Source organism: Prevotella sp. P2-180 (genome assembly GCF_002251435.1).
In the GTDB taxonomy this organism is placed as follows: domain Bacteria; phylum Bacteroidota; class Bacteroidia; order Bacteroidales; family Bacteroidaceae; genus Prevotella.
Genome location: NZ_NPJI01000068.1, coordinates 1 through 14,601 on the forward strand (window position 1 = coordinate 1; position 14,601 = coordinate 14,601).

At 42.0% G+C, this 14,601-nt stretch carries 11 protein-coding genes; all 11 read left to right on the forward strand.

All coding sequences use genetic code 11. The features are described 5' to 3' along the window. Positions 1 to 512 precede the first annotated feature (512 nt). The 11 genes from CIK98_RS17700 (at position 513) to CIK98_RS10235 (ending at position 14,584) form a co-directional block, all read left to right on the forward strand. Positions 513 to 836 carry a hypothetical protein gene (locus CIK98_RS17700; protein WP_141210502.1) on the forward strand — a complete coding sequence of 108 codons (324 nt, stop codon included), beginning with the start codon at positions 513 to 515 and terminating at the stop codon, positions 834 to 836. Between the two features lie 48 nt (positions 837 to 884). After that, entirely contained in the window at positions 885 to 2,270 is a 1,386-nt protein-coding gene (locus tag CIK98_RS10190) for a leucine-rich repeat domain-containing protein (protein WP_094384131.1), read from the forward strand. Positions 2,271 to 2,386: 116 nt separating this feature from the next. Continuing rightward, positions 2,387 to 2,638, forward strand: coding sequence for a hypothetical protein (locus tag CIK98_RS10195; protein ID WP_094384132.1), 252 nt, complete (start codon positions 2,387 to 2,389; stop codon positions 2,636 to 2,638). A 295-nt stretch (positions 2,639 to 2,933) separates the two neighbouring features. Next, the gene (locus CIK98_RS10200; RefSeq protein WP_094384133.1) at positions 2,934 to 3,206 is read left to right on the forward strand and encodes a hypothetical protein; all 273 of its coding nucleotides are present in this window, start codon (positions 2,934 to 2,936) and stop codon (positions 3,204 to 3,206) included. A 38-nt stretch (positions 3,207 to 3,244) separates the two neighbouring features. After that, complete coding sequence (locus tag CIK98_RS10205; RefSeq protein ID WP_094384134.1) at positions 3,245 to 5,668, forward strand: leucine-rich repeat domain-containing protein; 2,424 nt, start codon at positions 3,245 to 3,247, stop codon at positions 5,666 to 5,668. Positions 5,669 to 5,932: 264 nt separating this feature from the next. After that, positions 5,933 to 6,595: a hypothetical protein gene (locus tag CIK98_RS10210; RefSeq protein WP_094384135.1), complete on the forward strand. Its 663-nt coding sequence runs from the start codon at positions 5,933 to 5,935 to the stop codon at positions 6,593 to 6,595. Positions 6,596 to 6,669: 74 nt separating this feature from the next. Next, the gene (locus CIK98_RS10215; protein WP_094384140.1) at positions 6,670 to 11,601 is read left to right on the forward strand and encodes a type ISP restriction/modification enzyme; all 4,932 of its coding nucleotides are present in this window, start codon (positions 6,670 to 6,672) and stop codon (positions 11,599 to 11,601) included. A 237-nt stretch (positions 11,602 to 11,838) separates the two neighbouring features. Beyond that, positions 11,839 to 12,087 (forward strand): hypothetical protein, encoded by a 249-nt coding sequence (locus CIK98_RS10220; RefSeq protein WP_094384136.1) that lies wholly within the window; start codon positions 11,839 to 11,841, stop codon positions 12,085 to 12,087. Between the two features lie 415 nt (positions 12,088 to 12,502). Then, the gene (locus tag CIK98_RS10225) at positions 12,503 to 13,552 is read left to right on the forward strand and encodes a hypothetical protein (protein ID WP_094384137.1); all 1,050 of its coding nucleotides are present in this window, start codon (positions 12,503 to 12,505) and stop codon (positions 13,550 to 13,552) included. A gap of 233 nt (positions 13,553 to 13,785) precedes the next feature. Next, positions 13,786 to 14,166, forward strand: coding sequence for a hypothetical protein (locus CIK98_RS10230; RefSeq protein WP_094384138.1), 381 nt, complete (start codon positions 13,786 to 13,788; stop codon positions 14,164 to 14,166). A gap of 16 nt (positions 14,167 to 14,182) precedes the next feature. Next, positions 14,183 to 14,584, forward strand: a complete 402-nt coding sequence (locus CIK98_RS10235) for a DUF5675 family protein (protein WP_094384139.1) — start codon at positions 14,183 to 14,185, stop codon at positions 14,582 to 14,584. Positions 14,585 to 14,601 lie beyond the last annotated feature (17 nt).

The window sequence follows — 14,601 nt, forward strand, 5'->3', positions numbered from 1 at the left end:
GAGAATTGTTAATGATAATTATCTTATATTATATATATTATATTATATATATATAATATAATATATATAATATAAGATAAAAATAATTTACACAAACAATGTGCATATCAAAAAATCCTTAATGGCATAATAGCTGGCATTAATGGCATAAATGGCATAAACCCATTGCTCCCTTCCATGCCTTAATCTTAGAGAAAATACCATGTTGAAACAAAAAAACACATTTCTTCCTTAAAAGTTTGGTGGTAACAATTTTTTTTCATACTTTTGCAGAGTAGATAACTGAAACTTTATATGGCAAACGCTATAAATCTATACAAACATCTATCTGAGTTGTCGGTCTATCTGTCTGACAATCAGCGTTTTACCCCCCCCATTGGATTTCTGAGGGAGCGGTAAGCCTCCTGTTTGCAGTCCTTTCCACCGTCCTTGTTTGCTCATGCGGAAAAGATGACATCCCGTCTACCCGTTCCGCCGACGCTTCCCTTCTCCAGGCGAAGTTAGGCCAACTTGTGCCCAATTCCCGTTGGCAGCTCACCAAGGCCCTCTACACCGTCGGCGACGTTGAAATCAACGCCGCATGGTCGAAAATGGAGGTAGAATTCACCGCCGACAGTGCCTTTTTCTACCGCCGTGACCTCGTTTACGACCCCATTTCCCACGCCACCACCCCCGAAACCACTCTCCACTCAAAATGCGCATACCGCATCAACAATGCCAAAATCATACTCGAAACCACCGATTTTGAAGTAAAATCTCCCGATTCTACCTTACTAATCCTCATTTCCTCTCCCTACACGCTGTATCTAACTCGGCCATCGCCGGAGGAGAATTAAGAATTAAAAGTAAAGAATTATAAATTATAAATTAACAAAACGATCATTATGAACAAAAGATTTACATCACTATTGACAACGCTCCTCCTCAGCGTTTTCTTCTCAATTTCAGCATCCGCATACGATGTTGAGGTTGATGGGATATACTATAACATTGTGACAAAAGGAAAGGCTGCAGAAGTTACTAAAGGTGATAATAATTATTCAGGAGATGTAACCATTCCTGAGACAATCACTGTTGATAACGTAGTATATAATGTGACAAGTATCGGACGTGAGGCTTTCTGGAGCTGCACCGGCCTCACATCTATCACAATTCCAAATTCACTGACAAGTATCGGAGGTGCTGCTTTTTCGCGCTGCCCCGGCCTCACATCTATCACAATTCCAAATTCAGTGACAAGTATCGGAGATGATGCTTTTTCGTACTGCACCGGCCTCACATCTATCACAATTCCAAGTTCAGTGACAAGTATCAGAGGTTTTGCTTTCCAAGGATGCACCGGCCTCACATCTATCACAATTCCAAATTCAGTAACAAGTATCGGAAATTGGGCTTTTTCGTACTGCACCGGTCTCACATCTATCACAATTCCAAATTCAGTGACAAGTATCAGAGATGATGCTTTCATGGGCTGCACTGGCCTCACATCTATCACAATTCCAAATTCAGTGAAAAGTATCAGAGATGGTGCTTTCATTGACTGCACCGGCCTCACATCTATAACAATTCCAAGTTCAGTGACAAGTATCGGACAATGGGCTTTTTCGGGCTGCAAGAATATCGAGAATGTCTATTGTTATGCGGCAACAGTACCATCTACAGAAATTAATGCTTTCGAAGATGCATATATTGAATATGCTACTCTCCATGTACCAGAATCCGCAATCAACGCTTACAAAACGACAGAGCCTTGGAGCGCTTTCGGAACATTCAAGACTCTCGAAGGAACAGGAGTAGAAAAAAATAAATGCGAAACACCAACAATAGCTTTCATAGATGGTAAACTAACATTCTCATGCGCTACAGAAGATGTTGAATATGTAAGTGAAGTGAAATGCTATGATGTAAGCAAATATTACACTAATGAGATATCTCTCGCCGCATGCTACGACATCTCCGTCACCGCCATGAAGACTGGCTTTGCCAACTCCGACGTCGCCACCGCCAAGCTCTACTGGCTCACCTCTTCCGGCTCTCTCGACTCCAGCATAAACGCCGCCAAGACCCGCGGTGTGGTCATCCATTCCGCCGATGGCTTCGTCACCATCTCCGGCCTCGACTCCTCTGAAAAAGTTGACTTCTTCTCCTCCGACGGCAAGGCTCTCGGCAGCGCAAAGGCAATGGGCGGCACCGCCACTTTCGCAGCTCAGAGCGGCTCGGTGGTTGTGGCGAAGATAGGGAAGGAGAGCGTGAAGATAGCGGTGAAATAACATCCGCCTATTTACCAATCCGCCTACAAGCGGAAGCAAGAATTACAGGGGCTGGTTAATCGACCCGGAAGAGTAAACTAAGGTACCTGTCCCTATGACCCTTAAATGATATAGTTATGAGCACAACAAAAGTATATGACAACAATAGAGTAAGTCCTCTTGATGTCCTTTGGTCATTATTCCTAAGTCAACCAAAGTCTGTAAGGTGTGCGTTTGCAAAACGTCTTCTTTCACAGGAAACCTCGGCTTATGCAGAACTTCAAAGGGCTTCAGTTGGCAATAGTTTTAAGAAGGCTCTTAAAGAGTTGGATGAGGCGGAAAAGTCCGGACTTGAGAATTTACCAGATGCAACTACATTGTTTGACTGACCCTTTTTCATGGAAACGATAATAAGGATGCTGCCTGAGTTCGGGCATAGGGCTAAGGCGATGGCAAAAAAATACAAGTCTTTTGTGCAAGACTAAAGATATTTATCGAATCGCTAAAGGCAGCACCAAAACAAGGCAAGTCACTGTTAATCATAGGGACAGGTTCATCAATCCGAAAGAGTGAGCCAATGTACCTTGTCCCCTGTGATCCTCGCTTCGGGTCAGCTCGCCGCCGTAGGGTCTTTACTTTATGTAAGACTGCCCCGCGTCGCGAGCCCACATAATTAAAAATAATATGAACAAGATAGAAATATTAAAACAGAAGATAATAGATGACTTGTCGGATATACACGACAAAGACATTCTTGAATACATAGCTGAAAGAATGGAAATACATGCAGATGTTGCCCGTTCTGGCAAGCCATATCTCTTCGACACCGAAAGCGGTTGTTACGCCAATGACGAGACAATCGCTGCGATTGAAGAGAGCATGAGTGGAGAGGGAGAAACTCTCACCGATTTCGACTCGCTAATCAAATCATTAGTCGATAATCCTAAGGACATATAACCTCAAAATTATAAATTATAAATTTAAAAACGAATATTATGAACAAAAGATTTACATCAATGATGACAATGCTCATCCTTAGCGTTTTCTTTTCAATCTCTGCATCAGCATACGATGTTGAGGTGGATGGTATTTACTATAATTTGAACTCAAAAGACAATGTTGCACAAGTAACCGATGGTTATTATCATTATAAAGGATACATTACTATACCATCATCAATTAACGTAAACGAAGTTGAATATTCCGTAACAAGTATTGGAGATGAAGCTTTTTATAAATGCAGCGGCTTGACATCAGTCACGATTTCTAATTCCGTGACAAGTATTGGAAATAAAGCTTTCTATCATTGCGACGGCTTGACATCAATCACCATCCCGAATTCTGTAACAAGTATTGGAGATTATGCTTTCGAGTATTGCGACAGATTGAAATCAGTCACAATCCCGAATTCAGTAACAAGTATTGGAGCTCGTGCATTCTATTATTGCAGCGGCTTGAAATCAGTCACAATCCCGAATTCAGTAACAAGTATTGGAGCTCATGCATTCTCTTATTGCAGCGGCTTGACATCAGTCACGATCCCGAATTCAGTAACAAGTATTGGAGAAGAAGCTTTCAGTGAATGCAGTTACTTGACATCTATCAATATACCTAATTCTGTAACAAACATTGGAGATGGTGTTTTCTCTGGTTGTACTTACTTGACATACATCACAATCCCGAATTCTGTGACAAGTATTGGAAATAATGCTTTCAAAGCTTGCTGTTACTTGACATCTATCACTATTCCAAATTCTGTAACAAACATTGGAGATGGTGCTTTCTCTGGTTGTTCCCGTCTCACCTCAGTCACAATCCCTAATTCTGTAACAAGTATTGGTAAAGCTGCTTTCTATTGTTGTAGTGGCTTGACATCAGTCACGATTTCTAATTCCGTGACAAGTATTGGAAGTCAAGCTTTCTCTGGTTGCAGCGGCTTGACATCAATCACCATCCCGAATTCTGTAACAAGTATTGGAGATGAAGCTTTCTATTATTGCATCGGCTTGACATCAATCACAATCCCGAATTCAGTAACAAGTATTGGAGCTCATGCCTTCTCTTATTGCCGCAGCTTAACATCGATCACCATCACGAATTCCGTAACAAGTATTGGAGAATATGCTTTCTGTCAATGTCACGGATTAACATCAGTTACAATCCCGAATTCTGTAACAAGTATTGGAGAAAGGGCTTTTTATGAAAGCAGCGGCTTGACATCAGTCACGATTTCTAATTCCGTGACAAGTATTGGAAAAGAAACTTTCTCTTATTGCCGCGGCTTGACATCAGTCACAATCCCGAATTCCGTGACTAGTATTGGAAATAAAGCTTTCTATAATTGCGACGGCTTGACATCAATCACCATCCCGAATTCTGTAACAAGTATTGGAGATTATGCTTTCGAGTATTGCGACAGATTGACATCAATCACAATCCCGAATTCAGTAACAAGTATTGGAGCTCATGCATTCTCTTTTTGCCGCAGCTTGACATCTATCACCATCCCGAATTCCGTAACAAGTATTGGAGATAGGGCTTTCTATGATTGTACAATTAATAAACTTTATTATGATTGTTCGATAGGAGTTGGACTTGAACTTGATTCAGAATACCTTAAGGAATTGACCATTGGAGATAACATAATAGTAGTTGAAGATGAATTTAAAAGGGGGCATTTAACAAAAATTGTATTGGGCAAGAACGTTACGCATATAAAGCCAGAAGCATTCAAGAACTCAAACCTTGAAGAATTTACAATAACAGGCGAAGAACCGCCTTTTTTATATCCCAATGTATTTGGTACGCAAGACTTATCGACAGCAACACTTTATGTGCCTGAAAGCAAGACTGGATATTACCAAACGACTGAGCCTTGGTCAAAATTCGGTAAAGTATTGACATTGAGTGGAGAAACACCAGAAAAGCCTGAAGAACCCCAAAAATGCTCAACCCCGTCAATATCATATTCCGATGGACAACTCCAGTTCACATGTGAAACCGAAGGAGCACAGTGTTATTACACCCTGAACAACTCTGACGTGAAGACTGGTGAGACAATAGCAGAAAATAATAATGTAAATCTATCCGCATGCTATGATATAACATGTTATGCAAAGGCAGAAGGCTTTATCAATTCCGACTTAGCCACCGCCAAACTATATTGGCTAACATCCTCTGGCTCTCTCGACTCCAGCATAAACGCCGCCAAGACTCGTGGCATTGTCGTCCAGTCCGATGCAGGTTTCATAACCATTTCCGGCCTCGACTCCACCGAACGAGTTGACTTCTTCTCCTCCGACGGCAAGTCTCTCGGCAGCGCAAAGGCAATGGGCGGCACTGCCACTTTCGCAGCTCAGAGCGGCTCAGTGGTTGTGGCGAAGATAGGGAAGGAGAGCGTGAAGATAGCGGTGAAATAACATCCGCCTATTTCCCAATCCGCCGTAGGGTCTTTACTTTATGTAAGACCGCCCCGCCGCAAGACAACCGAAAATGGCAAACGGACTTACATAAAGTAAAGTCCCTACAAGCGGAAACAAGAATAGAAAGCGAATCATAGGGACAGGTTCATCGACCCGAGAATCACGAGGGACAAGTTCAACGCCCGAAAGAGTGAACCAATGTATCTGTCCCTATGACCCAATAAAATCTGGTTTTGAAACTAAAAGATAAAGTAAGCAACAATGAGTAAATATCCAACGCTATACCACGGAACAAGTTTCCGTGCGCTTGAAATGACTGTGGAAGAACGCGCACAGATGCGTAAGGACTGCAATGCAATGATTGATTCGTTGTGGCAATACTTCGAGCCTTATCATTCGGCTGGAAAAATCTGTGACTTGGAGCCAAGGTTGAATACAAACAATGATCCAAGAATATTTGTTAATCTCTGTAATGCTCTCAACATAACCAGTGCTGAGAAAATAGGAAATACACTATACGATTTGGGGGCTTTCTATGTAACAACAGCAGAATACAAGGCTGTTAGCTATGCTTCAAAATCATTCGCTTTCGGTGAGACAGGATTAAGGGCATATAGAATGTATGAGGCAATAAGGGAACTGAAATTTGAGAATTGGTCACCATCTGATGAGCTTGTAAAGTCAATAGAAAGAGTAGTAGCTTTTGCAGAGGCTCCAGAGAGACCAGCGGTATATGTGTTTACAGATATTTCTCCAGAAAGACTTTTGATGGAAGATGGGAAACCAATTATCAATGTAAGTTTTAAACGAGACCGTTCGTTCAGAGTTACAGGAGAAATAATAATGGACCCAGCCAAAGCAATCCCAGTTAAGCAGTTCGCTGACAGTTGCGACAAGAGGAAATGGCCACCGTGCTATTGGTAAGAGTCGCAGTTACAGATTCATCGAACGAAAGAGTGAACAAAGGTACTGAAATAAAAAATGCAGAACGACAAACAATGAGCAAGATACAGACTATCAACGATGTGCTGAATGACATACGTCAGAAAGCAACTACGGAAAAGGAAAAGGGGACGGAGTTTGAACGGCTGATGAAACGGTGGTTCTTGACCGATCCACGATATGAAAACCTTGAAAAGGTGTGGCTTTGGGAGGAATTTCCCGGCAAGGGCGACCTTGGCGGAAGTGACCTTGGTATCGACCTTGTGGCTAAGGACGATACTGGCGACTATTGGGCTATCCAATGCAAGTGCTATGCTGAAAATGCCACGATTGACAAGGCTGCCGTTGATAGTTTTCTTGCAAATTCAAGCCGACAGTTCCTTGATGAAGAAACTTGGCAGACACGCCAGTTCTCAAACCTCATCTTCGTTTCGACCACAAGAAACGGATGGGGGCAGAATGCACTTAAAGCAACGCAAGGACTTGAGAAGCCGTTCACGAGAATCAATCTTTTTGAGCTTGAAAGTTCGTCGGTAAATTGGGGAAAACTTTATAAAGGAGAGGAAGGCAAGAAAGCTCTTAAATCAGGTAAGCAACCAAGGGCACACCAGCTTCAGGCAATGTCGAAAGCCCATCATCACTTTATGGAGGAAGGTAATGACAGAGGCAAGCTGATTATGGCTTGCGGTACTGGCAAGACCTTTACTGCCCTGAGAATAATGGAAGAGATGACTGACGATAAATCATTGGTGCTTTTCCTCGTGCCAAGCATCGCATTGCTCGGTCAGACACTCAACGCATGGATGTCGGACAAGAGCGAACCGATGAGAGCCATCTGCGTTTGTTCGGATGCCAAGGCAACAAGAAAGATGAAGGGAGAGGACGATGACGACGATAGTGTTATTGACCTTGCTGTGCCAGCCACTACTAACGTGAAGAGCATATTGAAGCAGATAAAGGCGGCTGAGAGGGAAAAGAAACGCACTGTGATTATGTCAACATACCAGAGCATTGATGTTGTGTCGGATGCCTTGCACCAAGCTGGCAAGACCGTGGATTTGTGTATCTGCGACGAGGCGCACCGAACCACTGGTGTGAAGATAAAGGACAGGGACGAATCCAACTTCACGAAGGTACATAACGACGAGTATATTCCTGCAAGGAAACGACTATATATGACCGCCACACCTCGCCTCTATCGTGAGTCGATAAAGATAAAGGCTAAGGAGAACGACGATATTCTCTGCTCGATGGACGATGAGAATATCTATGGCAAGGAGTTTTATCGTCTGTCGTTCAACAAGGCTGTTCAGAGCGGATTGTTGACCGACTACAAAGTGCTTGTATTAACAGTAAACGAGGGCGACCTGCCTTATACAGTGTCTGAGAAAATCAAGAAGAGAAGTCAGGCGGTGAAGAAAGAAGACCTTCTGAAAGAGCTTAACTTTGACGATGCTACAAAACTTATCGGTTGTATAAACGGACTGTCGAAACGAATAAAGGGCGATGGTGGTTCCACTGTGGAGGAAGACCCTGTAAAGATGCGAAGGGCTGTGGCTTTCTGCCAAACCATCAACCCCACAAAGGCAAATCCTAATGCTTCTTCCACCCAGATGGCAAGGTATTTTGAGGAGGTTTGCAAGGACTATCACGAATGGCTAAATCCAAACGACGCAAAGGAAGTGGTGAATGTGAAAGCCCAACATATTGATGGCTCGATGGACGCAAACACGAGGAACAACAAGATTGCTTGGCTGAAGGAAGAGGCAGATGATCCCAACGAGTGTAGGGTACTTTGCAACGTAAGATGTCTGTCGGAAGGTGTAGATGTTCCTGCATTAGATGCAGTGTTGTTTATGTCGCCAAGAAATTCCGAGGTTGAGGTGGTGCAGTCTGTAGGCCGTGTGATGCGAAGTTTCGGGCGTGGCACTGACCATGAGAAGAAATACGGGTATATCATCATTCCTATCATTGTGCCTGAGAACGTGAAGCCTGAAGACGCATTGAACGACAACGAGCGATTCAAGGTGGTGTGGACAATTCTCAATGCCTTGCGTTCGCACGACGAGGAATTTAATGCCCATGTCAACCATATTAATCTCAACAAGTCGCAGAGTACGAAGGTGGTTGTCGGAGGTATTCCTCGTAATCAATACACCATTGGCAAAGGAAGCGGAAGCGACGATAGCGTAACTCTGAGCAACGATGATGTTGCAAAGCAGTTGGAGCTTCGCTTTGGCACTCTTCAGGATGGAATATATGCAAGAATAGTGGAGAAGGTTGGCGACAAGATGTATTGGACGAACTGGGCGAAGGAGGTTGGCGAGATAGCGAAGAAATTCATCGAGCGCATAACTAATCTTGTGAGAGAGAACGAAGAAGCCAAGAAGAACTTTGACGAGTTTGTGAGTGGTTTGAAGAAGAATATTAATCCTTCGGTTGACAGTGAGCAGGCTATTGAGATGTTGGCTCAACACATGATAACTCGACCTGTGTTTGATGCCTTGTTCAAGGACTATGAGTTTGTTCACAACAATGCCGTTAGCCATTCCATGCAGTTTATGATAGAGGTGCTTGAGGCAGAGGGCTTTGACATGGACGTTGAGGTGCTCGAACGCTTCTATACTTCCGTTCGCATCAACATCGGCGACATTGATAATCTCGAAGGCAAGCAGACGATAATCAAGAATCTGTATGAGAAATTCTTCAAGGGAGCATTTCCTAAGACAGTTGACAAGCTTGGTATTGTATATACACCAGTGGAGTGTGTTGACTTTATAATCCATTCTGTTGACGATATTTTGAAGAAGGAATTCAATACTTCGTTGACGGAAGAGAATGTGCATATTCTTGACCCATTTACTGGTACTGGAACGTTTATTACCCGACTGCTGCAGAGCGGATTGATTCGTCCTGAGGATATGAAGCGCAAATACCTCAATGAGATACATTGCAACGAGATTGTTCTGTTGGCTTATTACATTGCCGACGTGAACATTGAGAGTGTATATCATGACATCATGAAGCCGGATAAATATCTGCAATATGATGGTATTTGTCTGACTGACACTTTCCAGCTTAATGAGCATGGCGACAACGACATCTTCTCACAGTTGTTCCCCGAAAATTCGGATAGAGTGTTGAAGCAGAAGAAGTCTCCAGTGAGGGTGATTATTGGTAATCCGCCGTATTCCGTGGGGCAGAATAATGCAAATGACAATGCAAAAAACCTCAAATATTCAACATTGGATAAACGAATTGCAGATACTTATGTTTCAGCAACAAGTGATAAAGGACGTACTGTTCAATCTTTATATGATAGTTATATAAAAGCATTCCGCTGGGCGAGCGATAGAATTTCAAGTTTAAAAGAAGGTGGTATTATTGCTTTTATAAGTAATGGGGCATGGTTAGATAGTAACTCTGGAGAGGGATTTAGAAAATGCTTGCAAGACGAATTTACTTCTGTTTATGTTCTAAACCTTAGGGGAAACCAAAGAACAAGTGGAGAGTTATCACGAAAAGAAGGTGGAAAGATTTTCGGAAGTGGTTCACGCACTCCTATTGCGATAACCATACTTGTGAAGAATCCAAAAAACAACAAGAAAAAGGCTGAAATCTATTACCACGATATTGGCGATTACCTTACAAGAGAACAAAAGCTTGAAATGGTAAAGAAGTTCAACTCAATAAATAGAGTGGAATGGAAAACTCTTGAACCTAATGAAAAGAATGACTGGATAAATATTAGGGATGGATTATTTGATTCTAATATTTTATTGGGAGATAAGAAGGAAAAAAAGAATGTATTCTTTTCAATTTTTTCAGCTGGAGATATAACTCACAGAGATGTATGGTGTTATTCTTCTTCAAAAAATGCACTATATAAAAGAATGAATGATACTATCGATTTCTATAATAGTGAAAAGGAAAGGTGTAATGGTTGTAAGACTTTACAAGAAATAATGAATATGGTCGATTCTGATGAAACTAAAATCAAATGGGATCAAAAATTGTATGAGCATTGTTTCAAAAGAATACAAGAAACATTTATTCCAGAAAACATAAAAACAGCTTCTTATCGCCCATTCTTCAAACAATGGCTGTATTACGATAAATCATTTAATTGGAGCCAGTACCAACTTCCAAAACTATTTCCTAATAATAGTACTAATAATGTGGTAATCTGTTGTACAATAGGTAATAACAAAGTTCCATTGATTTCTAACCATCTTATGGATTTACACTTCAATGGCGATGTGGTTGCTTTCCCCCTCTACTGGTACGAAGAGAACAAAGCCACTCAGCTTTCCCTGTTCGATACCAATGGCAATGACGGAAAATATATCCGCCATGACGGAATAACAGACTGGATATTGAAGGAAGCTCAAAAGAGATACCACACTAAGAGTATCACGAAGGAAATGATATTCTATTATGTGTATGGCATACTGCATAGCGAGGACTACAGAACACGATTTGCTGCCGACTTGAAGAAGTCGTTGCCGAGAATACCGCTCGTGGATGACATAAACGTGTTTATGGACTTCTATAAGGCTGGAAAGAAACTCGCAGAACTGCATCTGAACTATGAGACAATTCCACCTTGCCCAGGAGTGAAGGTGGATGGCGACAGACCTTTGACTGGAACTGACGATGATTATGACTACTACAGGGTAGTGGATAAGATGAGATTCCGCAGCAAGCAGGACAAGTCAACAATATTGTATAATGGTCATATCATGGTGAGTGAGATTCCTGACAAGGCATACGAATACATTGTGAACGGCAAGAGCGCAATAGAATGGATTGTGGAGAGATATTGCGTGAGCGTGGACAAGAAATCGCTTATCAAGAACGACTGCAACGACTGGAGCCGTGAACACAAGAAACCGAGATATATCCTCGACCTGCTGCTGTCTGTGATAAACGTAAGTGTACAGACAGTGGATATTGTGAAAGGATTACCTAAACTGAAATTTGACTGATAATGACAGGATGAAAAAAAGGCTCCCATCCCTATCGGTGGGAAATAAAAAGCGTTCTTTAGCTCTGCTGAAGAACTTTCTCGGCTCGGCATAGCAATCAAGCAAGCTTGTTGCTCTGCTCTCGCCATGGCGTTCTTTGACTTGATTACATACCGAAAAAAATGACGAGAAAAACGGCTGAATGTTTGGGGGTTTGCAGAATAATGCTTATCTTTGCAGCCATAAAATAATATAGTTATGAGCACAACAATAGTATCTGACAACAATAGAGTAAGTCCTCTTGATGCCCTTTGGTCATTATTTATAAGTCAACCAAAGTCTGTAAGGTGTGCGTTTGCAAAACGTCTTCTTTCACAGGAAACATCGGTTTATGCAGAACTTCAAAGGGCTGCAGTTGGCAATAGCTTTAAGAAGGCTCTTAAAGAGTTGGATGAGGCGGAAAAGTCCGGACTTGAGAATTTACCAGATGCAACTACATTGTTTTGACTGACATGTTTATTGTTGTGTTGATGTCTATATATGATAAGAGTGAAATGGAAAACGTGTCAGACGCTTATCTAAAAAATATCTTGAAAGAAGCAAAGCGTCTTGCATGACATCCATAATAAATACGGCAATCGTCCCCGCAAGGCAATCAGTCCTGCGGGATTTTTTTTCGGTATGTATTCTTGTAAAAGGGACGTGATAAGATTTTATAGCGTTGTAGGATCAATGTCTATGCTCTAAACAACCACACTGACGCAAAAAGACATTCGAAGGAGACTACGACAAGCAACGCTCATGCTGCGAAAACGGCGTGGGCTTGACTTGTATGGTTGCCTTCGAGGGGAGTGGTTGCCCCAGAGCATCAGCCATATTGGAACATAGCCCATGCCTCTTTGTATTAACACAAAAAGAAGGTATGAACAAGAAAGAACTGGAATACTTGGAGAGATTTGCTTTGGCAGATTCAAGGTTTGTTGACAACAAGGAATGGCTTGAAATGATGGACGCACAGTATAAAGTAGGGCAACCTTCTGCTATTTGGTGTGAAGCCGTTTTACTTGCCGACACATTGATGAGTGTTGTAATAGGAAAGAACATCGTGTTCGCAAAATGGGGAAATAGGATGAAAGAGATGCCCCTGTATGCAGTGAAGAAGATGGCGGTTTACATTCTTGAGCATCCCATTGGAGTGAGAAACGATATTGACTACGCAGAACTGGAAAGCATAAGGAACACTATAAGGCTTCAGGAAGAGAAGCTAATGAAGTCAGAGAATAACAGGATTGTTATTGTAGAAGATGAACTTAATGAGATGAGTAGGGGGATGGTGGCTGAATGTATAGCAATGGCTTATGTGAAGAAAAAAGCCATAAAAGGTCTTATAAAAGAACTTATAAGATTTTCAAACCCTTTCAGTACTGGTCTTTTTTCTTGTATACTATCGTTGATTTCTTATTATAACAATGAATTAGACAATTTCTTGCATGAGGAGTATTGTCAGGTGTTAGACATTATTAATAAGAGAAATGAGGAATACATGGAAATGAATGAAAAGCTGAAAAAAGGAGAAAATCTTTTTAGCAGCGAGCAAGTAAAGTACATCGGTATATCTAAAGACAAAAATCTGTGGTTGGATATGATGAAATTTACTATTGGCAAAAAGGAACAGTATGGTGACAATGTGGAAGACGAGGATTTTGTGGTCGGGTTTCTTGCGGCATTGAGAAACGCTGGGGAGTTTACTTATAAAAGTGGATATGATGACTTCTTCAGAATGATGTCTGAACTTTATTCTGTTGACTTGGAGAAAAATGAGAAGAACAGAGTAAAAAGGTATGTTCAGGATAATGGAGATAATTATCTCCTATGGTCAGACTCACCAGAGAAAAGACATATTAGGAAAAAGATAGCATGTGACGTCGTGGGATTAATGAAAAAGAAGAAAAAGGATTTAGGTTTTAAATAACAACCAAAGGCTGCCGAAAGGTAGCCTTTTTTTTTGCTCTAAAATAGGGTTTTCTCGTTTTTGGTAAGGAGTTTTCTCGTTTTTCGAAAACTTTTTTCGTTTTCTCGTCGTAATTCTATCACCTTGTGGATAAGCATTATCTTTGCATCGTGAATCAGACGAACATGCCTTCCGAGGCTGTTGAGAATGGTTCACGCTGAACAACATGTATAACATTATTAAATTTTAAAGACATGACAAAAAAGAAGATGGGTTCGGCTGCTACCCAAAAGCAGCAAACGAGAAAAGATCCGTTTGAGTGCTACACGGTGAAAAAAATGCCAGAAACAGTGGTGGAGCGTAGCTTGGGTAAGGTGAAATGCGGGAAGGATGCGGAAAATGCCGTGAGAAGCGTTTTCGGGGGTGTGCAGATTGGATACACTGAGTGGTGTGAGAACAACAGCAACTCGCTCGTGGGCGTGGCAATGCTCATGGAGAACGAGAACTTCATGACTTTCAAAAATCTTAAAAAGCTGGAGATGAGGCTGGAGGCTACGGTGTCGGTGAAGGCTGTGGGAAAGAGCTTGTGGCTCGTTACGGCTTACTGGCTCGATGAATCTAAATTTAGGAAGTAATTTGCGGAGGAAGAACATGAAACTTATACTGAAAAGAATTGCAAAACGTGCTGATTATACTATCGGGCGTTTGACGGACGAGAAAGGGGACAGAATCTGTGACACTCTGGAGCCGACATGGCGAAATTACAAGGGTGGCGAACTGAAAGTACCAAAGAAATCGGCGGTGCCGGAAGGCACTTACCGGGTGGTGGTGACGAAGTCGCCGAGGTTTAAGAAGTATCTCCCACTGCTCGTTGGAGTGCCTGGTTTTGAAGGAATAAGAATTCATTCTGGCAACAGTGCAAAGGACACGGAAGGATGCATCCTGGTGGGCGACAACCTTATTAAGGGCAGACTCGTGTGGAGCAGGAATGCTCTTGGAAAGTTGATGGGAATGATGGAGGATGAGAAGGAGGTAAGCATAACGATAATTTAAAATGTAAAGAAAAATGG

Excerpts from the sequence above, each read along its gene's own strand:
- CIK98_RS10190 (WP_094384131.1), top strand. The coding sequence starts at position 885 with ATGAACAAAAGATTTACATCACTATTGACAACGCTCCTCCTCAGCGTT.
- CIK98_RS10195 (WP_094384132.1), top strand. The coding sequence starts at position 2,387 with ATGAGCACAACAAAAGTATATGACAACAATAGAGTAAGTCCTCTTGAT.
- CIK98_RS10200 (WP_094384133.1), top strand. The coding sequence starts at position 2,934 with ATGAACAAGATAGAAATATTAAAACAGAAGATAATAGATGACTTGTCG.
- CIK98_RS10205 (WP_094384134.1), top strand. The coding sequence starts at position 3,245 with ATGAACAAAAGATTTACATCAATGATGACAATGCTCATCCTTAGCGTT.
- CIK98_RS10210 (WP_094384135.1), top strand. The coding sequence starts at position 5,933 with ATGAGTAAATATCCAACGCTATACCACGGAACAAGTTTCCGTGCGCTT.
- CIK98_RS10215 (WP_094384140.1), top strand. The coding sequence starts at position 6,670 with ATGAGCAAGATACAGACTATCAACGATGTGCTGAATGACATACGTCAG.
- CIK98_RS10220 (WP_094384136.1), top strand. The coding sequence starts at position 11,839 with ATGAGCACAACAATAGTATCTGACAACAATAGAGTAAGTCCTCTTGAT.
- CIK98_RS10225 (WP_094384137.1), top strand. The coding sequence starts at position 12,503 with ATGAACAAGAAAGAACTGGAATACTTGGAGAGATTTGCTTTGGCAGAT.
- CIK98_RS10230 (WP_094384138.1), top strand. The coding sequence starts at position 13,786 with ATGACAAAAAAGAAGATGGGTTCGGCTGCTACCCAAAAGCAGCAAACG.
- CIK98_RS10235 (WP_094384139.1), top strand. The coding sequence starts at position 14,183 with ATGAAACTTATACTGAAAAGAATTGCAAAACGTGCTGATTATACTATC.